Genomic DNA, 18,962 nt, shown 5'->3' with positions numbered 1-18,962 from the left:
ATCTTCCTGCTGCGGGACAGTCCTGCGGGCGGGCCGGTAGGAGCGTGGTCCTACTCTCCTGGGTTGATCAGCCCCGCCTCGTAGGCCGCGATCACCGCCTGGGCCCGGTCCCTGACCCCGATCTTGGCGAACACGCTCGTCACGTGGTTCTTCACCGTCGAGGCGGACACGCCCAGCTCGGCGGCGATCTCCGCGTTGGACCTGCCGCGCGCGATCAGCACCAGGATCTCCCGTTCGCGGTCGGTCAGGCCGGTCAGCCCGGCCCGGTGCAGGGGCGCCGTGTGCCGCTGCGGCCGGGGCGCCCGCACGTAGGCGCCGATCAGGCGGGTGAGCAGCCGGGGGGCCACGGCCGCCTCGCCCCGGTGCACGATCCGTACGCCCTCGACCAGCTCCTCGGGGGAGACGTCCTTGGGCAGGAACCCGTCGGCGCCCGCCCGCAGCGCCGCCACCACGTTCTCGTCCAGGTCGAACGTGCTCAGCGCGAGCACCCGCACGCCCGGCACGCCGCCGGTGATCCGCTCGGTGGCGCGCACCCCGTCGAGGCCGGGCATGTGCAGGTCCATCAGCACCACGTCGGGCCTGAGCCGGGTGGCGAGGTCGACCGCCTCGTCACCGTCGGCGGCCTCGCCCACCACCGTCAGGTCGGGCTGGGCGTCGAGCATCAGCCGGAAGCCCTTGCGGACCAGCGCGTGGTCGTCCACCAGCAACACCGAGATCACGTCTTCTCCAGGGGGATGCGCGCGTGCACGCGGAAACCGCCTTCCAGCCGGGGACCGGTCCATAACTGCCCGCCGCAGAGGGCGACGCGCTCGGCCATCCCGCCCAACCCGAACCCCGCCGTCGCGGGGTGCTTGGGGGCGCCGTCGTCGAGCACCTCGACCTCGATGGCACCCGGATCGTAGACCAGGCGGACGCTGGCCCGCGCGCCTTCGGCGTGCTTGCGGGTGTTGGTCAGCGCCTCCTGGACGATCCGGTAGACGGCGTGGTCGACGGTCGTGGGCAGCGGGACGGGCTCGCCGGTCACGACCAGGCTCGCGGGCAGCCCGGCGCTCCTGACCTCCTCGACCAGCGCGGGCAGCCGGGACGCGCCCACCCCGGTCGCGGCGTCGGAGCCGCCGCCGTCGTCGGCCCGCAGCACGTCGAGCAGCTCGCGCATCTCCGACAGCGCCTGGCGGGCGCTCTGCTCGGCCCCGGACAGCGCCTCGCGGGTCACCTCCTGGCCCGGCGCGAGCGTCGCCCGCGCCCCGCCGACCAGCGCGTTGATGACGCTCAGGTGGTGGGAGACCACGTCGTGCAGCTCGCGGGCGATCCGCCGCCGCTCGGCCCGCACCGCGCTCTCGGCGGCCTCCCGCTTGCCGCGCTCGCGCAGCTCGGCCCGTACGCGGTTGAACTGCCCCAGCACGACGGGGATGGCGGTGAGGGTCAGGCCGGTCAGCCACGCGCCCTGAGGCTGCGGGCCGGGCTGGAAGCGGGTGGCGAGCTCGTTCGCGGTCGCGTAGAGGAGGGAGATCAGCCCGGCGGCGATCCAGACCCTGCGGCCGGAGGTGTAGCGGCCCAGGCTGTAGGCGGCGATCATGGTGACCGGGCTGCCGGGGGAGACGATGTCGGCGGAGACGGCGACGACGTCGAGCGCCGTGATCAGCGCCGCCGTCAGCACCGGCCGGTTGCGCCGCATCAGCAGCGGCGGCACGGTCAGCAGGTAGTGCAGGCTGAAGGACATCGGCGCGCCCTGGAGCAGGACGGCCAGCCCGCCGATGATCCCCGGCAGGAGGAGCGCGATCACGAGCGTGATGTCGAAGACCCGCGGACGCCGGAAGAACCGCCATGCGGCCTTGACGCGTCGCACGATGCGCATGGGATCGAGATTACGTCACGAAACTCCCGTGCGACCGGGCGATCCGGCTGGACCGGTGCCGTTGACGCTGCGGTAACGTCACCTCAAGGCGCGGGAAACGGGAGCATGCATGAGCCAGTCGGCACGGGTCATCTGGGACGACGCCCTCACCTCCTACGACTTCGGCCCCGGCCATCCGCTGGCTCCCGTCCGGGTGGCGCTCACGATGGAGCTGGCCAGGGCGCTCGGGGTGCTCGACAAGGTGGACCTGGCGGGCTGCGACCCGGCCACGGACGCCGAGCTGGCGATGGTGCACGACCCCGGTTACGTCGAGGCGGTCAAGCGCGTCTCCGCGACCGGGGCCCCCGACCTGTCGGCAGGGCTCGGCAGCAGCGACAACCCGGCGTTCGCGGGCGTGCACGAGGCGTCCGCGCTGATCGCGGGCGCGTCGCTGGCCGCCGCCCGGGCGGTCTGGGAGGGCGAGGCGGAGCACGCGGTCAACGTCGCGGGCGGGCTGCACCACGCGATGGCGGCCTCGGCCAGCGGCTTCTGCGTCTACAACGACCCGGCGCTGGCCATCGCCTGGCTGCTGCGCCAGGGCGCCAGGCGGGTCGCGTACGTGGACGTCGACGTGCACCACGGCGACGGGGTGCAGGCGGCCTTCTACGACGACCCGCGGGTGCTGACGATCAGCCTGCACGAGAGCCCGCTGACGCTGTTCCCCGGCACCGGCAGGCCGGGGGAGACCGGCGCCGAGGGCACCGCGGTCAACGTGGCGCTGCCCGCCGGGTGCGGCGACTCCGGCTGGCTGCGGGCCTTCCACGCGGTGGTGCCGCCGCTGCTGCGCGAGTTCGCGCCGGAGGTCCTGGTGACCCAGCACGGCTGCGACAGCCACGCGCTCGACCCGCTCGCCCACCTGATGCTCAGCCTCGACGGCCAGCGGACCGCCTACGCGGCCCTGCACCGGCTGGCGCACGAGACCGCCAGCGGGCGCTGGATCGCCACCGGCGGGGGCGGCTACGAGCTGGTCCAGGTGGTGCCCCGGGCGTGGACCCACCTGATCGCGGAGCTGTCGGGCCACCCGCTCGCCCCCTCCACCCCGACGGGCGAGGCCTGGCAACGGCTGGTACGGGAACGTACAGGCGAGACGGCCCCGCTCACCATGACAGACGGCCGAGACCCGGAATTTCAGGACATCTCACATGGTTATGACCCAGCGGACCCCATCGACCGTGCGGTCATGGCGACCCGGCACGCGGTGTTCCCCCTGCACGGCCTCGACCCGATGCCCTAAGGACACGCAGTGCTGACCCGCGACGAACTCCGCGAGCACCTGATCATGAGCCGCATCGCCGGCGACGTCGCGACCCCGCGCGAGAACAACCTGGATCACTACAGCTCGCTGGCCAACCGTGATCCCTACTACATGCTGGGGCTGACGTTCGACCAGCCGTGGACCTACCGCGACGTGCTGGCCCTGATGGCCAAGGCCGCGGGCGTGGTCGCCGACCCGGGCCACCGCTGGGGGCAGGACACCATCGACCCCGAGCGGACCATCGACGCGCTCGACGCCATGGCCGACCGCATCGCCGCGGCGCTGTCGCAGGACAGTCCGCGCGTGCTGTTCGCCACCGGCCACCCGACCGGCCTGCTCGCCGTCCACCTGCCGCTGGCCAGGCTCGCCGCCGAGCGGGGGGCCGTGCTGCTGTCGCCCGCCGAGGGCTGGACCTACTCGGGCTCCGGGTTCGGGCGTCCGCGCCGCATCCGCTATCTCGGCGACGTGGCGATGCTCGACGACAAGGGCGCGTTCGTCCACACCCACGACGCCGCGCCGATGGAGCACATGCTGGCCGAGCTGGGCGACGACCGGCCCGATCTGGTTATCGCCGACCACGGGTGGGCAGGGGCAGCGGGAGAGGCGGGAGTGCCCACTGTGGCTTTCGCCGACAGCAACGATCCCGGGCTCTTCGTCGGAGAGGCCGAGGGCAAGATCGATGTGGTGGTGCCGCTTGACGACAATGTGCTACCGCGCTACTACGCGCCGTTGACCGAACGACTCGTCACTCGAGTCTCACGAGCCCTATGAGTTGAAATCGGTCATCCCCATACCGTCTTTTCGCGCCTGCATTCCCAGAGGCTCGCCGTCCCTTTGCCAACTTTTGATGGAGCCCGGGCGACTCTTATAGGTGACAAATTGGACAGTTCCAACGTCCGATTGAGTGCTCGGTGCGATGTCTGGCCAGCGGCTTTGCGGGTTCGGCTGACAGGCGGCTGCGGGGACTGAGAAACTAGGGGGTTTGCGCGCTCGGAGTCCCGACTTACGCTGACGGCAGTACACGTGCGTGAGCAATGGCACCAGTGGGGATAACCCGGAAACACGTGCGGAAGAGGCGTCCGATGGCTGCAGGCGAAAGACCTCTCAGCGAGGTGAAGTTCCTGACGGTGGCCGAGGTGGCCACGGTCATGCGAGTGTCGAAGATGACCGTCTACCGGCTGGTGCACTCTGGAGAGTTGCCGGCCATCCGGGTCGGCCGCTCGTTCAGAGTGCCCGAGCAGGCGGTGCACGATTATCTTCGCGAAGCCTACATCGAAGCAGGGTGAGACAGGCGTAGCGGCGCGCCGGGCGCGCCGTGAATACGGTCGCGGGAGAGGCCCGGTCGCCGATTGCGGTGCCGGGCCCTCACCCCGAGGGGCGATCCACCGCCGATCGCCGGTAGTCTGTCACCCGGTGTGCGCTCGCACATCGATTCAGACTTGCTATCAGTACCTGGGGGTCCCGTGGGCTCTGTGATCAAGAAGCGCCGCAAGCGGATGGCCAAGAAGAAGCACCGCAAGCTGCTCAAGAAGACGCGCATCCAGCGGCGTAACAAGAAGTAAGACGACGCAGCTGCGAGGCGCTGATGACCCACACCGTGCTCGTCACCGGGGTCTCGCGCCACATCGGCGCCCGGGTGGCGAGTGTTCTCGCGGCCGACCCGGACATCAGCCGCGTCATCGGAGTGGACGCTGTGTCCGATGCAGGACCCGATTCTGTGTCCGACGCAGGGTCCGATGTTGCGTCCGATGGGCTGTCGCCTCCCCCGGACAACCGGGACGACGGCACAGCCGGCCGGATCGAGTACGTACGGGTCGATCTGCGCAGCCCTGACATCGCTCAGGTGATCGCGGCCGCCGACATCGACACCGTCGTGCACATGAGCCTGGTGAGCGCTCCCTCGCGGAGCACCGGCCGGGCGGCCATGAAAGAGCACAACGTCATCGGCACCATGCAGTTGCTCGGCGCCTGCCAGCGGTCGGCGACGGTGCGCCGCGTGGTCGTCCGTTCCACCACCGCCGTCTACGGTTCCTCGCCCAGGGACCCGGCGGTCTTCACCGAGGACCTGGAGCCGCACGACGGCCCCAGCCACGGTTACGCCAAGGACGCGGTGGAGGTCGAGGGCTACGTGCGCGGTTTCGCGCGCCGCCGGCCCGACGTCACCGTGTCGCTGCTGCGTTTCGCCAACTTTCTCGGGCCGGGCGTCGACTCGCCGCTCACCCGTTACTTCACCCAGCCGGTGCTGCCGACCGTGTTCGGCTTCGACCCGAGGCTGCAGTTCGTCCACGAGGACGACGCGGTCGAGGTGCTGCGCCGGATGGCGACCGAGGATCACCCCGGCACGTACAACGTGGCCGGGGCCGGCGTGCTGCTGCTTTCGCAGTGCGTGCGCCGGGCCGGGCGGCTGTCGCTGCCCCTGCCCTCGCCCGCCTTCCGGCTCCTCGGCACCGCCGTGCGCCGCGCCGGGCTGGTCGACTACTCGCCCGAGCAGCTGCGGCTGATGAGCCACGGCCGGGCCGTCGACACCGCCGACCTGGAGGCCGAGCTGGGCTGGAAGCCCAAGTTCAGCACCGGGGCGGCGTTCGACGACTTCCTGCGCTCGCGCGAGCTGCGCCCGCTCGTGGGAGGTGCGCACCTGTGACGGCCGATCCCGCGGTCGATCCCGGAGCCGATCCCGCAGCCGACCGGACGGCCGAGCTGCTGGCGTTCCTGCGCAGGCGGCTCACCGGCGACTACGAGGTCGACGAGTTCGGCTACGACGCCGAGCTGACCGACAAGGTGCTGCTGGAGCTGCTGCGGCCGCTCTACCGCCACTGGTTCCGGGTCGAGACCGCCGAGCTCAAGCACATCCCCGACGAGGGCGGCGCGCTCGTCGTCGCCAACCACGCCGGCACGCTGCCCGTCGACGCGCTCATGATGCAGGTGGCGCTGCACGACGAGGCGGGTCGGGCGCTCCGCCTGCTCGGCGCCGACCTGGTCTACCAGCTCCCGGTGCTCGGCCACCTGTCACGCAAGACCGGACACACGCTGGCCTGCCCCGAGGACGCCGACCGGCTGCTGCGCAAGGGCGAGCTGGTCGGGGTGTTCCCCGAGGGCTTCAAGGGCGTCGGCAAGCCGTTCTCCGAGCGCTACAAGCTGCAGCGGTTCGGCCGCGGCGGCTTCGTCGCCTCGGCCATCCGCGCCGGGGTGCCGATCGTGCCGACCGCGATCGTGGGCTCGGAGGAGATCTACCCGAAGATCGGCGACCTGCCCTCGCTGGCCCGGCTGCTCGGGCTGCCCTACCTGCCGATCACGCCGTTCTTCCCGCTGCTCGGGCCGCTCGGGCTGGTGCCGCTGCCGTCGAAGTGGATGATCGAGTTCGGCGAGCCGATCCGGACCGACGAGTACGAGCCGGGCGCGGCCGACGACCCGATGCTCGTCTTCAACCTGACCGACCACGTCCGCGAGGTCATCCAGCAGCTGCTCGACCAGCTCAGGCTGCGTCGCGGCCACGCGTTCCCGCCGTTCCTCTAGAAAGTGCAACCGCTCCGGTCCGGCCGGTGTTCTTACGACCGATAGAGAACACCGAAAGGGACATGTCATGGATCTGCAGCTTTCCGGCCGCGTCGCGGTCGTCACCGGCGCCTCCAAGGGGATCGGCCTGGCCGTCACCCGCACCCTGGCCGAGGAGGGCGTCCACGTCGTGGCCGTCTCCCGCACCCGCGGCGACGACCTGCCCGAGCAGGCGCTGCACGTGCCCGTGGACCTGATGGACCCGGCGGCCCCCGCCGAGATCGTCGCCCGGGCCGTGGAGGCGTTCGGCGGCGTGGACATCCTGGTCAACAACGCGGGCGGGCCGCCCCCCGGCGTGACGCTGCCGCGCGTCGGCTTCCTGACGCCGGACGACGGCGACTGGCAGGCGATGTTCGAGTTCAACCTGTTCGCCGTGGTCCGCCTGATCCGCGCCACGCTGCCCGTCATGCTGGAGCTCGGTGGCGGCGCCATCGTCAACGTCTCCTCCGGCTCGGCCCGGCAGCCCGGCGCGATGAACGTCGACTACGGCGCCGCCAAGTCCGCCATGAACCACATCAGCAAGGCCCTGTCCGAGGAGTACGGCCCGCGCGGCATCCGGGTCAACACCGTCTCGCCCGGCCCGGTGCTGACCGACTGGTGGACCAAGGACGGCGGAGCCGCCGACGTCATCGCCGGGTTCGTCGGCGCCGACAAGGGCAGCGTGATCACCAAGGCGGCTCCCGAGATGATGCGCCTGGTCACCGGCCGCCTGGTGCACCCGCAGGAGATCGCCGACGCGGTGGCGCTGCTCGCCTCGCCGCGCTCGGCCAGCACCACGGGCGCCGACTTCGCCGTGGACGGCGGCTTCCTCAAGGAGCTGTAAGCCGCCCGCGTGAACCCCGGCGGCGGGTTGTGGCGAGATATCTTCGACCGATTCCCGCGCAGAAGGGCGGAGATGATCACACAACCCGCCGTCGCCAGGGGTGCGGACGCCGAACTGATCAACGCTTCGCTGACCGAACCCGAAGCGTTCGCGAACCTGTTCGACCGCTACTCCGCCATGCTCTACCGGTACGCCTCCCGGCGTCTGGGCCCCGAGCCCGCCGAGGACGTCGTCGGGGAGACGTTCCTGGTGGCCTTCTCCCGCCGCACGAGCTACGACCTGAGCTGCCCCGACGCCAGGCCGTGGCTGTTCGGCATCCTCACCAAGCTCATCTCCCGGCACCGCCGCACCGAGGCCGCCCGCTACCGCGCGCTGATGCGCGTCGCCGCCGACCGGGACGTGGAGTCGCCCGCCGACCGGGTGGCCGCCGGTGTGAGCGCGCAGGCGGCCGGTCCCGGCCTCGCCAGCGCGCTGGCCGCGCTGCCCGCCAAGGACCGCGACGTCCTGCTGCTCATCGCCTGGGGCGATCTCACGTACGAGGAGGCCGCGCGGGCGCTCGGCATCCCGATCGGGACCGTGCGCTCCCGCCTCAACCGGGGCAGGCGGAAGGTACGCGCGGCGCTCGGCGACACCAATCCGCTGCTGGGGGAGGAGTGACGATGGACGATCTGAAGCTGCTGCGTGACTTCGGCCGGCGACTGGAGCACGAGCCGCCTCCCACGCTGGTCCGCCAGCGTGACCGCCTGCTGCGGTCCGGGACCCGCGGGCCGGGGCGGCGCAGGCTCGGCTGGATGACGGCCGGGCTGGTCGCGGTCGCCACCGCACTCGCCGTGGCCGTGCCCGCGCTGCTGGTCGGCGGCCACAACACGGCGGGCGTCGCCACGGGGCCGCTCGGGGCGAAGGCGACCGGCGCGCTCAACGTGCTGCTGGTCGGCACCGACAGCCAGGCGGGCACCGAACGCTTCCGCAACGGCGCGCGTACCGACGCGATGATGCTCGTCCACCTGACCGCCGACCGCGAGAAGGTCACGATCCTCAGCATCCCCCGCGACTCGCTGGTGAAGATCCCGTCGTGCGGCGGCAAGCCGGCGCGGGACGGACTGATCAACTCCGCCTACGACATCGGCGGGATGGCGTGCGCGGTCAAGACCGTCGAGTCGCTGACCGAGGTGCGCGTCGATCACACGGTCGAGGTGGACTTCTCCGGGTTCGCCGCCCTGGTGGACGCGCTCGGCGGCGTCGAGGTCAAGCTGCCGCAGGCGGTGGACGACCGGGCCGCCAAGCTGCGCCTGCCCGCGGGCCGGCAAGAGCTCGACGGTGAGCAGGCCGTCGGCTACATGCGGCTGCGTCACGTCGGCGACGGCTCCGACATCGCCCGCATCAAGCGCCAGCACGCGGTGGTGATGGCCATGCTGAAGAAGGCGAAGAGCGAGCTGGCCGACCCGGACCGGCTGCGGGAGTTCGTGACGGCGGCGTCGCGGGCGGTCAGGACGGACGCGGGGCTGAACGTGGACACGCTGATCGAGCTGGCCGGCGCGGTGCGGGGGAGCAAGGTCAGCCTCGTGACGGTCCCCTGGCGCCCCCACCCGGAGGACCCGAATCGGGTGGCCTGGCAGCAGCCGGACGCCGACCGGCTCTTCGCCCGCTTCCGCTGACGGAATCGGCGAGCGCGGGGGTCAGCGGGAGGAGCGGTAGTGGCGGCGCAGGGCCAGGCCGGCGGCCACTCCTCCCGCCACGGCGCCGACCCCGGCGGCGATCGGCAGCGCCGTCATCGTGGCCTTGCGGCCGGTGCGGAAGTCCTTGATCGGCCAGTCGTGCTTCCTGGCGTGCTCGCGCAGCTCGCTGTCGGGGTTGATGGCCACCGCCTGCCCGACCAGCGACAGCATGGGCAGGTCGTTGGAGGAGTCGCTGTAGGCGGTGCACCGCGTCAGGTCGAGGCCCTCGCGGCGGGCCAGCGCGCGCACCGCCTCGGCCTTGGCCGGGCCGTGCAGCAGGTCGCCGACCAGGCGGCCGGTGTAGATGCCCTCGCTGGTCTCCGCCACCGTGCCGAGCGCGCCGGTCAGGCCCAGCCGCTGGGCGATCACCCGGGCCAGCTCGACCGGCGTGGCCGTCACCAGCCACACCCGCTGCCCCTGGTCGAGGTGGCTCTGCGCGAGCGCCCTGGTGCCGCCCCAGATGCGGTCGGCCATGACCTCGTCGTAGATCTCCTCGCCCAGCCTGACGACGTCGTCGACCTTGGCCCCGGCGACGAACGCCAGCGCCGTCTCGCGGGCCACCGCGATGTGCTCGGGGTTCTCGTTGCCGCGCATGCGGAAGACGGCCTGCCCCACGGCGAACTTGAACAGGTCGGAGGTGTTGAACATGCCCCGCGTCGCCAGCCCCCTGGCGAAGTGGTAGATCGACGCCCCGCGCATCATCGTGTTGTCGACGTCGAAGAAGGCCGCGGCCTGGAGGTCGGGCTCGGCGGGAGGCGCCACGACGGCGGCCGCCGCGGCGGCCTCCCCGGCGATCTCCGCCTCGACCTCGTGTCGTCGTCGGATTAGGCGCCACATGGGCCTCAGCTTACCTAGGCGGGACGAGCCCCTCGATGTAGTCCAGGTAGCCGACCGCCTGGTCCTGCTGCGGGCCGTCGAGGCGTTCGAGCATCGGCCCGACCATGTTGCGCTGGTCCTCGGCGAACTTGTCGATCTTGGGGGAGCGCGGCTCGGCGCGGCGGAGCCTGCTGATGCCGGCCCGGGTCGCGCGCTCCATGTCCTTGAGCGTCCTGCTGACGAGCGGGCCGGCCTCCGACGAGCCGAGGAGCTGGGCGACCTCCTCGGCGCGCGTCTTGGCCGACACCAGCTCGCGCTCGCCCCGTACGACGTCGTCGGTGCTGAGGCGGACCAGCGTGCTCTCGGCGGCCCGCTTGAGCGGGTAGAGGGCGTCGCCGGGCACCGAGTCGTACGTGACGACCGCGGTCAGCATCATCGCGGTCACCAGCCCGAACGAGACCAGCGCGGAGGCGGGCGAGCGCCGCCGAGGGCGCGGTCTGCGGCGGGAGTGACGCCCGCCGGCCCGGTTCGCCGAGCGCGGCCGGGACGCGACCCCGGCGGCCCCGGCGGTGGCTGCCGCGGTGGCTGCCGCGGTGGCCGCCGTGGTGGCCGCCGGGGCGGTCGCGGCGCGGGCGGCGGCGAGCTCGTCGCGCAGGCGGGAGCGGAAGGCCGGGTCCGGGCCGCCGCCCAGCGGGGTCCTGCCGAGCTCGGCCAGATGCTCCAGCACCCGCTCCTGCGATCTGCGCGCCCTACTCATGGCGGCCCCCTGACGCCCCCGCGGCTCGGTCCTGTGGTGATACCTGCCTAACGACGTTCCGTGGCGAAAGGTTACGCAAGGTCGTGTTTGAGCGCCCTGGCCAGCGCCCGGACGGCACGGAACTGCAGCGCTTTGATCGCTCCACTCTTCTTCCCCATGATCAGCGCGGTTTCCGCGAGCGACAGGCCGTGCAGGAATCGCAGGACGACGCACTCCTGCTGTTCGGGGTTGAGATCCCGGACGGCGCGCAGCACCCGGTCGTTGATGATGGCGGTGACCACGGCGTTCTCGGGGATGTGCGAGCCGTCCAGGGGGACGTCGAGCACCTCGCCGGTCGGGACCTCCAGGCGGTAGCGTCCGGACTTGAAGTGGTCGGTCACCAGGTTTCTGGCGATGGTCACCAGCCAGGCGCCGAAGTCGCGGCCCTGCCAGGTGAAGTCGGCGATGCGCCGCAGCGCCCGCAGGAAGGTCTCGCTGGTCAGGTCCTCGGCGAGCGGGTGGGAGCCGACCCGGAAGTAGATGTAGCGGTAGACGAGGTCCACGTAGCGGTCGTAGAGCGTGCCAAAGGCGTCCGAATCGCCGGTCTTGGCGTGCAGGACGAGGGTGCGCAGGTCGTCGGGGAGGTCTTCGCGCACGGCAGGCTCGGTCGCCGGAGCGGGGCCAGCGACTGCTGGCGCGAGCAGCCCGGCGAACGGCCACGAGTCAGGCATCCGTTATCCCTAGGGCGAAGGGGTGCGGCGTGCTCGAACACTCTAGAAATCAACCGGAAATTCCACAATCCGCATCCTGCTGGTAAGACTCCCCGCAATCGGCAGATACGGTGTGGACGCACCCGTTCCCTTTTCGGCTACCGGTTGAGAGGCGTAGTCCGGCAGCATTGGAGTCACCATGGAGATCCTCGTTGCTGTCATCGCCTTCGCCGGAGCCATCCTGGCAGGAGTCGCCTCGGGCGCCCTGGTCAGCCGGTTGCGTGAGGAGCCCGAGGGCTGGCTGATCGCCTGGACCGTTTCAGCGGCGGCGCTCTGCCTCGCGCTGGGCGTGGCGGGATTCGGCCACCTCATGGGGTTCGGGACCGTCACGTTCAAGCTCGTCCAGATCACCGGATCGCTGCTGGCGCCGCTCTGGCTGGCGATCGGGCTGATCCAGCTCCTGGCGGAGAAGACGCCGCCGAAGTTCCTCGGCTGGCTGTTCGGCATCGCCTACACGTTCGTCGCCCTGGTCATCATGGTCGTCGACCCGCTCGTCAGCGACGAGATGGGCAAGTCGCTGCCCGACGCGTCGGCGCACTGGGCGCTCATCCCGTCGTCGCTGCTGACCGGCGTGCACGCGATCGCCGCGCTGATCATGCTGGCGGCGGTGGTGGTCGCCGCGCTGCGCTGGCGCAACGGCGACGAGTACGACACCGACAACCTCCACGCCACCGTCATCATCGCCCCCTCGGGGCTCGCGCTGATGGGCGCGATGCAGTTCCTGAGCAACGGGTTCTTCATCATCGTGCTGCTCCTCGTCGCCGCCGCGGCGATCTGGTACTGCGTGCTGCGCCCGCTCGCCCCGTACGAGGACGACGACGAGGACGACGAGCTCGCGGCGGCGGAGAGCCGGCGCGCCGAGCGGGCGGCCGGGCACCGCGACGACCGGCCGGTGGCCGGGCACCGCCAGGAGCCGGTGGGCCGCCGCGAGGCGCCGGATCCGATCGCCGAGCCGGTACGGCCGCGCAAGTCGGGGCTGGGCGACCTGGTGGCCGAATACCGGGCCACCGACGACGTCGACTACGCCGCCCGCATGTCGCCGCCGTCCGACCCGGGCCCGTCGACCGGCTACATCATGAACGGCGAGCGCGCCGACTACGCCATGCCCGCGCCGAGCGAGCGGCCCGATCCCACGATGCCGTCCACCGGCTCGATGCCCGCCGCCGGCGCCGCCTTCTCGGGCGCCGAGCTGTTCTCCCCGCGCACCGGCCCCCAGTCGGTGCCCCAGCCGGTCGTGCAGCCCGCCCCGCAGACCGGCAGGCTGTCGCCGAGCATCTACGGCATGCTCACCGTCTTCACGCTCATGGACGGCTCGGGCGCGGCCTTCGACCGGCTCGCCGAGCAGACCGTCGAGGCGGTGCGCCGGGGCGAGCCCGACACGCTCGTCTACGCCTGCCACTCGGTCAAGTCGGCGCCGCTGCAGCGTATCGTCTACGAGCTCTACCGCGACGAGGTGGCCTACCGCGACCACCAGCGGCAGCCGCACATCGAGCGCTTCATCGCCGACCGGCAGTCGATGGTGCTGGCCACCAACATCATCGAGCTCAACGTCAACGCGGCCAAGGTCGTGCCGCTGCCGACCGCCATGTTCTAGCCGGTGAGCGCCGCCCGCAGGCGCTCCTCGGACACCCGCCAGAAGTCGTGCTGCTCCCCGTCGATCAACGTGACCGGGATCATCTCCCAGTAGCGTTCGCGCAGCTCGTCGGAGGAGTCGATGTTCACTTCCTCCCACGGCACGCCCAGCTCGCCGGCCACGCGGGCGATGATCTCGCGCGCGTCGTCACACAGGTGGCAGCCGGGCTTTCCGAGCAGGGTGATGCGGTGCATGGCCTCCACGGTAGCGCTCGCTGGAAGGTGACTTTGTGCATCGGTTCACAAAAGGATTAACCTGAAAGACGGTTCTAATCCACTCACGCGGCCTGAGGCCGCCCGTTCCCCTGGAGCTCCGGCACGTGAAGAGCCCGTCCCACCCCCGTGATCGCGGCATCCCCGAGGCAACGGTCGCCCGGCTGCCGCTCTACCTGCGGGCGTTGCACGGGATGGCCGAGCGCGGGGTGGCGACCGTGAGTTCGGAGGACCTCGCCGTGGCCGCCGGCGTCAACTCGGCCAAACTCCGCAAGGACCTGTCACACCTGGGCTCCTACGGCACCCGTGGCGTCGGCTACGACGTCGAGTACCTCGTCTACCAGATCTCCCGTGAGCTTGGTCTCACGCAGGACTGGGCCGTCGCCATCGTCGGCGTCGGCAACCTGGGCCGCGCGCTCGCCGGTTACGGCGGGTTCGTGTCGCGGGGGTTCCGCATCGCCGCCGTGTTCGACGCCGACCCCGAAATCGTGGGCGACGACATCGCGGGGTTGAATGTGGAGCACATCGACGAACTGGAAGCCGTGATCAAGCGGCGTGGAGTCTCGATCGTGGTTCTGGCGACACCGGCGGCGGCCGCACAGGAAGTATGCGATCGTGTGGTGGCCGCCGGGGTGACCAGCATCCTCAACTTCGCCCCGGTCGTGCTCACCGTTCCGGACGGCGTCGATGTCCGTAAAGTCGACCTATCCATCGAACTGCAGATCCTTGCGTTCCACGAGCAACGCAAAGCTGGGGGGCCACTCATGGCAGTGGACAGTCAATGAGTGTTCTGGCGATCGGGCTCAGCCACCGCACGGCGCCGGTGGCCCTGCTGGAGCGTGTCTCCGTAACGGGTGACGCGCTCGTCAAGCTCCTGCACGACGTGCAGCAGGACCCCTGCGTGGCCGAGGCCTTCGTGGTCTCGACCTGCAACCGGGTCGAGGTCTTCGTCGCCGTGGACCGCTTCCACGCCGCCGTCAACGCCGTCACCGGGATGCTCAGCCTCCACTCGGGCGTGCCGGTCGACGAGCTGACCCCGCACCTGTACGTGCACTACGAGGAGCGGGCCGTCGAGCACCTGTTCTCGCTGGTGTGCGGCCTCGACTCGATGGTCGTGGGCGAGGGCCAGATCCTCGGCCAGGTCCGGCGGGCGCTCAAGCTGGCGCAGAAGCAGGGCACGGTCGGCGCGACCCTCAACGAGCTGGCGCAGCAGGCGCTGCGCGTGGGCAAGCGCGCCCACACCGACACCGGCATCGACCAGGCGGGCGCCTCCCTGGTGACCGCCGGGCTGGCGCTGGCGGGCGACCTGACCGGCCTGCGCGCCCTGGTGGTCGGCGCGGGCTCGATGAGCTCGCTGGCCGCCGCCACGCTGGCGCGCGCCGGCGTCACCGACATCGTGATCGCCAACCGTACGTTCTCGCGCGGCGCGCGGCTGGCCGAGACCGTCGGCGGCCGGGCGGTGGAGTTCGCCGCGGTCGCCAGGGAGCTGGCCGAGGCCGACCTGGTGATCACCTGCACCGGCGCCGGCAAGCACGTGATCACCGCCGACATGGTCACGCGCGGCGCGTTCCTGCTGGACCTGGCGCTGCCGCACGACATCGACCCGGCCGTGCGCGCCGTCCCCGGCGTGACGCTGGTCGACCTGGAGACGATCCAGGAGTCCGGCATCGGCTCGCGCGAGGGCGACGCGGTCAGGGCCGTGCGCGCGCTGGTCGCCGAGGAGCTGACGGCCTACCTCGACGCCGAGCGGGCGGCCCGGGTGACCCCCACCGTGGTGGCGCTGCGCAGCAAGGCGGCCGGCGTGGTCGAGTCGGAGTTGGGGCGCCTGATGATGCGGGTCCCCGAGCTTGACGGCAAAATCAAGGACGAGGTGACGCTCACCGTGCAACGGGTCGTTGACAAACTGCTCCACGAGCCGACCGTGCGTGTCAAGCGGCTCGCCACCTCGCCCGGAGGCGATCATTATGCCGAGGCGCTGCGCGAGCTGTTCGACCTGGATCCGAAGATGCCCGAGGCCGTGAGGGAGGTGGAGCTGTGACTCCGCAGACGGGGCCGCTGCGGCTCGGCACGAGGCGCAGCCTGATGGCGACGACGCAGTCCCAGATGGTCGCCGACGCCTACACCGAGCGCACCGGCAGGGCGATCGAGCTGGTCGGCGTCACCACGTTCGGCGACGTGAGCAAGGCCCACCTGGCCCAGCTCGGCGGCACCGGCGTGTTCGTCAGCGCGCTGCGCGACAAGCTGATCGAGGGCGAGGTCGACTTCGCCGTCCACTCGCTGAAGGACCTGCCCACCAAGCCCGACCCGCGCATCGCGCTGGCCGCGCTGCCCGCCCGCCACGACCACCGCGACGCGCTGGTCGGCCGCTGCTCCTTCGCCGACCTCCCGGCCGGCGCCAAGGTCGGCACCGGCTCGCCGCGCCGCGTCGCCATGCTCCGGGCCATGCGCCCCGATCTGGAGTACGTGCCGATCCGCGGCAACGCCGACACCCGGATCGGCAAGGTCACCTCCGGCGAGCTCGACGCCGTCGTGCTGGCCTCGGCCGGCCTCACCCGGATCGGGCGGACCGCCGAGATCGCCCAGATCTTCGAGGTCGAGGAGCTGCTCCCGGCCCCCGGCCAGGGCTCGCTGGCCGTGGAGTGCCTGGCCGACCGCGACGACCTGGTCGCCTTCCTCGGGCAGCTCGACGACCCGCGGACCCGCTCCGCGGTGGCCGCCGAGCGGTCGGTGCTGGCCGCCCTGGAGGCAGGCTGCTCGGCGCCCGTGGGTGCGTTCGCGCTCGATGACGGGCACACTCTGAACCTGACCGCAGCGGTCGTCGCCATCGACGGCGCCCGCGCGGTGCGCAAGTCCACCGCCGGCTCTCCTTCGGAGGCGGAAGATCTGGGTCGCCGGCTCGCGGCCGAGATGCTTCACGAAGGGGCCGACAGATTGATGGGGGAGCATTCCCATTGAGCTCCGATAGTCCGACCTCCGGTTTCGTCGCGTTCGTAGGCGCGGGGCCCGGCGACCCGAACCTTCTCACGCTCCGCGGCGCCGAGCTGCTGGGCAAGGCCGACGTGGTGATCCTCGACGAGGACCTGCACGGCCCCCTGCTCAAGCACTGCCGCCCCGGGGTCGAGGTCGCCGACGACGACCTCGTCAAGCACGCCAAGTCAGGCCGGCTCGTGGTGCGGCTGTGCGAGGGCGACCCGATGCTGTTCTCCTCGATCACCGAGGAGGCCGCGGCGCTCGCCGCGGCGGAGGTGGACTTCGAGATCGTGCCCGGGGTGCCGCCCGCGACGGCCGTGCTCGGCTACGCGGGCATCCCGCCGGCGTCGTCGGTGCCCGAGTTCCGGGTCGTCGACGCCGCGCAGGACCAGGACTGGTCCTCGCACGCGGCCTGTCCCGGCACGCTGGTGATCTACAACGGCATCACCGAGGCCGTGGCGATCGGCAAGGCGCTGATCGCCGGCGGCAAGCCCGACAGCACCCCGGTGGCCGTCAGCAGCGGCGGCACCACCACCGAGCAGTACACGGTCGTCTCCTCGCTCGGCAGGCTGCAGGCCGACCTCAAGCACGCGGGCTTCACCGAGCCGGCGCTGATCGTCGTCGGCGAGGCCGTGGGGCTGCGCGACAAGCTGTCGTGGTTCGAGACCAAGCCGCTGTTCGGCTGGCGGGTGCTGGTGCCGCGCACCAAGGAGCAGTCCAAGAGCCTGTCGGAGCAGCTCACCTCCTACGGCGCGGTGCCCGAGGAGGTGCCGACCATCTCGGTCGAGCCGCCGCGCACCCCGCAGCAGATGGACCGCGCGATCAAGGGCCTGGTCACCGGCCGCTACGAGTGGGTGGCCTTCACCAGCGCCAACGCGGTCAAGGCGGTGCGCGAGAAGTTCGAGGAGTACGGGCTCGACGCGCGGGCGTTCGCCGGGCTCAAGGTGGCCGCCGTGGGCGACGCCACCGCGCGGGCGCTGGTCGAGTTCGGCGTCAAGCCCGATCTGCTGCCGTCGGGCGAGCAGTCGTCGGAGGGCCTGGTGGCCGAGTGGCCGCCCTACGACTCGATGCTCGACCCGATCAACCGGGTGCTGCTGCCGCGCGCCGACATCTCCACCGACACGCTCGTGGCCGGGCTGACCGAGCTGGGCTGGGAGTGCGACGACGTGACGGCCTACCGCACCGTGCGGGCCGCGCCGCCGCCCGCGCCGATCCGCGAGGCCATCAAGGGCGGCGGGTTCGACGCGGTGCTGTTCACCTCGTCCTCCACGGTCCGCAACCTGGTGGGCATCGCGGGCAAGCCGCACAACGTCACCGTGATCGCCGTCATCGGGCCGCAGACGGCCAAGACGGCCGAGGAGTTCGGGCTGCGCGTCGACGTGATGGCCGACAAGGCGTCCGCGTCGGCGCTGGCGGCCGCGCTCGCCGAGTACGGCGCCAAGCAGCGCAGCGCCGCGCTGGCCGCCGGTGACACGCCGCGCAGGCCGTCGCAGAACCGCAGAGGAGCCAGGAGGAGAGCCAAGTGAGTGCCGAGTTCCCCGTCGCCCGTCCGCGACGGCTGCGCCGCTCCCCGGCGCTGCGCCGGATGGTCGCCGGCACCCGCCTGCACCCCGCCGACCTGATCCTGCCGATGTTCGTCAAGGAGGGCATCGACGAGCCGAGCCCGGTCGCGTCGATGCCCGGCGTCGTCCAGCACACCCGTGACTCGCTGCGCAAGGCCGCCCACGAGGCCGCCGAGGCCGGGGTCGGCGGGCTGATCCTGTTCGGCATCCCGGCGGTCAAGGACGCGCGCGGCTCGGCGGGCGACGACCCCGACGGCATCCTCCAGGTGGCGCTGCGCGAGGTGAGCGCCGAGGTGGGCGACGCCATCGTGGTGATGGCCGACACCTGCCTCGACGAGTTCACCGACCACGGGCACTGCGGGATCCTCACCGAGTCCGGCGACGTCGACAACGACCTCACGCTGGAGCGCTACGCCTCGATCGCGGTCGCGCAGGCCAGGGCGGGCTCCCAGGTCGTGGCGCCGAGCGGCATGATGGACGGCCAGGTGGGCGTGATCCGGGCGGCGCTCGACGCGGAGGGCTTCTCCGGGGTGCCGATCCTCGCCTACTCCGCCAAGTACGCCTCCGCCTTCTACGGGCCCTTCCGCGACGCCGCCGAGTGCGCGCCGCAGTTCGGCGACCGCAGCACCCACCAGCAGGACCCCGCCGGGCCGCTGGAGGAGGCGCTGCGCGAGGTGCGGCTCGACCTGGCCGAGGGCGCCGACGCCGTCATGGTCAAGCCCGCGCTGGCCTACCTCGACGTCATCCGCGCCTTCCGCGACGAGGTGGACGTGCCGGTGGCCGCCTATCAGGTGAGCGGCGAGTACGCGATGGTCGAGGCCGCCGCCGCCAACGGCTGGATCGACCGCGAGCGCACGATCATGGAGTCGCTGGTGGCGATCAAGCGCGCGGGCGCCGACCTGATCCTCACCTACTGGGCGACCGAGGTGGCACGCCGCCTCTAACAGGGGGTTTCCCGTCGGGTCCTGGGACCTGTGCGTTAGAGTGCCATGACAAGTGCTGGTGTGTCCCGCGTGGCTATTGA

21 protein-coding genes are annotated in these 18,962 nt (G+C 71.6%); 15 read left to right on the top strand and 6 right to left on the bottom strand.

The annotated features are described in order from the left end of the window. Positions 1–50: 50 nt before the first annotated feature. Positions 51–719 carry a response regulator transcription factor gene (locus tag AB0J53_RS01975; RefSeq protein ID WP_364167906.1) on the bottom strand — a complete coding sequence of 223 codons (669 nt, stop codon included), beginning with the start codon at positions 717–719 and terminating at the stop codon, positions 51–53. After that, positions 716–1,855, bottom strand: a complete 1,140-nt coding sequence (locus AB0J53_RS01970) for a histidine kinase (protein WP_364167904.1) — start codon at positions 1,853–1,855, stop codon at positions 716–718. Before AB0J53_RS01970 ends, AB0J53_RS01975 begins: the two co-directional genes overlap by 4 nt. Positions 1,856–1,964: 109 nt before the next feature. Between AB0J53_RS01970 and AB0J53_RS01965 the strand changes: the two genes are divergently transcribed. The 9 genes from AB0J53_RS01965 to AB0J53_RS01925 all read left to right on the top strand — a co-directional run bounded on the left by AB0J53_RS01965 (position 1,965) and on the right by AB0J53_RS01925 (position 9,179). Beyond that, on the top strand, positions 1,965–3,128 hold the full coding sequence (locus AB0J53_RS01965) for an acetoin utilization protein AcuC (RefSeq protein WP_364167902.1): 1,164 nt from the start codon (positions 1,965–1,967) through the stop codon (positions 3,126–3,128). A gap of 9 nt (positions 3,129–3,137) precedes the next feature. Next, the gene (locus AB0J53_RS01960) at positions 3,138–3,920 is read left to right on the top strand and encodes a phosphatase (RefSeq protein ID WP_364167900.1); all 783 of its coding nucleotides are present in this window, start codon (positions 3,138–3,140) and stop codon (positions 3,918–3,920) included. Positions 3,921–4,231: 311 nt separating this feature from the next. Continuing rightward, positions 4,232–4,435: a helix-turn-helix domain-containing protein gene (locus AB0J53_RS01955; RefSeq protein WP_043629748.1), complete on the top strand. Its 204-nt coding sequence runs from the start codon at positions 4,232–4,234 to the stop codon at positions 4,433–4,435. A 177-nt stretch (positions 4,436–4,612) separates the two neighbouring features. Next, on the top strand, positions 4,613–4,711 hold the full coding sequence (locus tag AB0J53_RS01950) for an AURKAIP1/COX24 domain-containing protein (protein ID WP_018654693.1): 99 nt from the start codon (positions 4,613–4,615) through the stop codon (positions 4,709–4,711). 23 nt (positions 4,712–4,734) lie between these two features. Beyond that, the gene (locus AB0J53_RS01945; protein WP_364167898.1) at positions 4,735–5,790 is read left to right on the top strand and encodes an NAD-dependent epimerase/dehydratase family protein; all 1,056 of its coding nucleotides are present in this window, start codon (positions 4,735–4,737) and stop codon (positions 5,788–5,790) included. Next, positions 5,787–6,662 carry a lysophospholipid acyltransferase family protein gene (locus AB0J53_RS01940; protein ID WP_364167896.1) on the top strand — a complete coding sequence of 292 codons (876 nt, stop codon included), beginning with the start codon at positions 5,787–5,789 and terminating at the stop codon, positions 6,660–6,662. Before AB0J53_RS01945 ends, AB0J53_RS01940 begins: the two co-directional genes overlap by 4 nt. 67 nt (positions 6,663–6,729) lie before the next feature. Then, positions 6,730–7,524, top strand: coding sequence for an SDR family NAD(P)-dependent oxidoreductase (locus AB0J53_RS01935; RefSeq protein WP_364167894.1), 795 nt, complete (start codon positions 6,730–6,732; stop codon positions 7,522–7,524). A gap of 72 nt (positions 7,525–7,596) precedes the next feature. After that, positions 7,597–8,181 carry an RNA polymerase sigma factor gene (locus tag AB0J53_RS01930; protein WP_219509598.1) on the top strand — a complete coding sequence of 195 codons (585 nt, stop codon included), beginning with the start codon at positions 7,597–7,599 and terminating at the stop codon, positions 8,179–8,181. Positions 8,182–8,183: 2 nt separating this feature from the next. Beyond that, complete coding sequence (locus AB0J53_RS01925; RefSeq protein WP_364167892.1) at positions 8,184–9,179, top strand: LCP family protein; 996 nt, start codon at positions 8,184–8,186, stop codon at positions 9,177–9,179. A 21-nt stretch (positions 9,180–9,200) separates the two neighbouring features. Here the strand turns inward: AB0J53_RS01925 and AB0J53_RS01920 are convergent, their stop codons facing one another. The 3 genes from AB0J53_RS01920 to AB0J53_RS01910 all read right to left on the bottom strand — a co-directional run bounded on the left by AB0J53_RS01920 (position 9,201) and on the right by AB0J53_RS01910 (position 11,522). Further along, positions 9,201–10,076, bottom strand: coding sequence for an HAD-IB family hydrolase (locus AB0J53_RS01920; protein ID WP_219509600.1), 876 nt, complete (start codon positions 10,074–10,076; stop codon positions 9,201–9,203). Positions 10,077–10,086: 10 nt separating this feature from the next. Beyond that, positions 10,087–10,812: a DUF5667 domain-containing protein gene (locus tag AB0J53_RS01915; RefSeq protein WP_364167890.1), complete on the bottom strand. Its 726-nt coding sequence runs from the start codon at positions 10,810–10,812 to the stop codon at positions 10,087–10,089. A 71-nt stretch (positions 10,813–10,883) separates the two neighbouring features. Beyond that, the gene (locus AB0J53_RS01910; RefSeq protein WP_219504424.1) at positions 10,884–11,522 is read right to left on the bottom strand and encodes a sigma-70 family RNA polymerase sigma factor; all 639 of its coding nucleotides are present in this window, start codon (positions 11,520–11,522) and stop codon (positions 10,884–10,886) included. Positions 11,523–11,700: 178 nt separating this feature from the next. Here AB0J53_RS01910 and AB0J53_RS01905 point away from each other — a divergent pair, with 178 nt between their 5' ends. After that, positions 11,701–13,155, top strand: a complete 1,455-nt coding sequence (locus AB0J53_RS01905; protein WP_364167888.1) for an antibiotic biosynthesis monooxygenase — start codon at positions 11,701–11,703, stop codon at positions 13,153–13,155. Here AB0J53_RS01905 and AB0J53_RS01900 read toward each other — a convergent pair. Further along, complete coding sequence (locus AB0J53_RS01900) at positions 13,152–13,388, bottom strand: glutaredoxin family protein (protein WP_219504426.1); 237 nt, start codon at positions 13,386–13,388, stop codon at positions 13,152–13,154. The genes AB0J53_RS01905 and AB0J53_RS01900 overlap by 4 nt on opposite strands. Before the next feature lie 125 nt (positions 13,389–13,513). On the opposite strand from AB0J53_RS01900, the gene AB0J53_RS01895 reads away from it, so the two are divergent. The 5 genes from AB0J53_RS01895 to hemB are packed head-to-tail and all read left to right on the top strand — an operon-like array spanning position 13,514 to position 18,882. Then, a complete protein-coding gene (locus AB0J53_RS01895) occupies positions 13,514–14,191 on the top strand; it encodes a redox-sensing transcriptional repressor Rex (RefSeq protein ID WP_219504427.1) in 678 nt (225 codons plus the stop codon). Then, complete coding sequence (locus AB0J53_RS01890) at positions 14,188–15,444, top strand: glutamyl-tRNA reductase (RefSeq protein ID WP_364167887.1); 1,257 nt, start codon at positions 14,188–14,190, stop codon at positions 15,442–15,444. Before AB0J53_RS01895 ends, AB0J53_RS01890 begins: the two co-directional genes overlap by 4 nt. Continuing rightward, positions 15,441–16,361, top strand: a complete 921-nt coding sequence (gene hemC / locus AB0J53_RS01885) for a hydroxymethylbilane synthase (RefSeq protein ID WP_219504431.1) — start codon at positions 15,441–15,443, stop codon at positions 16,359–16,361. The genes AB0J53_RS01890 and hemC overlap by 4 nt, the downstream gene beginning before the upstream one ends. Continuing rightward, complete coding sequence (locus AB0J53_RS01880; RefSeq protein WP_364167885.1) at positions 16,358–17,902, top strand: uroporphyrinogen-III synthase; 1,545 nt, start codon at positions 16,358–16,360, stop codon at positions 17,900–17,902. The genes hemC and AB0J53_RS01880 overlap by 4 nt, the downstream gene beginning before the upstream one ends. Beyond that, positions 17,899–18,882, top strand: coding sequence for a porphobilinogen synthase (gene hemB / locus AB0J53_RS01875; protein WP_219504435.1), 984 nt, complete (start codon positions 17,899–17,901; stop codon positions 18,880–18,882). Before AB0J53_RS01880 ends, hemB begins: the two co-directional genes overlap by 4 nt. Positions 18,883–18,962: the final 80 nt, after the last annotated feature.

Source organism: Nonomuraea sp. NPDC049725 (genome assembly GCF_040674795.1).
Classification (GTDB): Bacteria; Actinomycetota; Actinomycetes; order Streptosporangiales; family Streptosporangiaceae; genus Nonomuraea; species Nonomuraea ceibae.
This window is presented reverse-complemented; position numbering and strand designations above follow the sequence as displayed.

Coding starts and splice junctions, on each gene's coding strand:
- AB0J53_RS01970 (WP_364167904.1), bottom strand. CDS start 1,855: ATGCGCATCGTGCGACGCGTCAAGGCCGCATGGCGGTTCTTCCGGCGT.
- AB0J53_RS01965 (WP_364167902.1), top strand. CDS start 1,965: ATGAGCCAGTCGGCACGGGTCATCTGGGACGACGCCCTCACCTCCTAC.
- AB0J53_RS01955 (WP_043629748.1), top strand. CDS start 4,232: ATGGCTGCAGGCGAAAGACCTCTCAGCGAGGTGAAGTTCCTGACGGTG.
- AB0J53_RS01945 (WP_364167898.1), top strand. CDS start 4,735: ATGACCCACACCGTGCTCGTCACCGGGGTCTCGCGCCACATCGGCGCC.
- AB0J53_RS01935 (WP_364167894.1), top strand. CDS start 6,730: ATGGATCTGCAGCTTTCCGGCCGCGTCGCGGTCGTCACCGGCGCCTCC.
- AB0J53_RS01930 (WP_219509598.1), top strand. CDS start 7,597: ATGATCACACAACCCGCCGTCGCCAGGGGTGCGGACGCCGAACTGATC.
- AB0J53_RS01925 (WP_364167892.1), top strand. CDS start 8,184: ATGGACGATCTGAAGCTGCTGCGTGACTTCGGCCGGCGACTGGAGCAC.
- AB0J53_RS01920 (WP_219509600.1), bottom strand. CDS start 10,076: ATGTGGCGCCTAATCCGACGACGACACGAGGTCGAGGCGGAGATCGCC.
- AB0J53_RS01915 (WP_364167890.1), bottom strand. CDS start 10,812: ATGAGTAGGGCGCGCAGATCGCAGGAGCGGGTGCTGGAGCATCTGGCC.
- AB0J53_RS01910 (WP_219504424.1), bottom strand. CDS start 11,522: ATGCCTGACTCGTGGCCGTTCGCCGGGCTGCTCGCGCCAGCAGTCGCT.
- AB0J53_RS01905 (WP_364167888.1), top strand. CDS start 11,701: ATGGAGATCCTCGTTGCTGTCATCGCCTTCGCCGGAGCCATCCTGGCA.
- AB0J53_RS01900 (WP_219504426.1), bottom strand. CDS start 13,388: ATGCACCGCATCACCCTGCTCGGAAAGCCCGGCTGCCACCTGTGTGAC.
- AB0J53_RS01890 (WP_364167887.1), top strand. CDS start 14,188: ATGAGTGTTCTGGCGATCGGGCTCAGCCACCGCACGGCGCCGGTGGCC.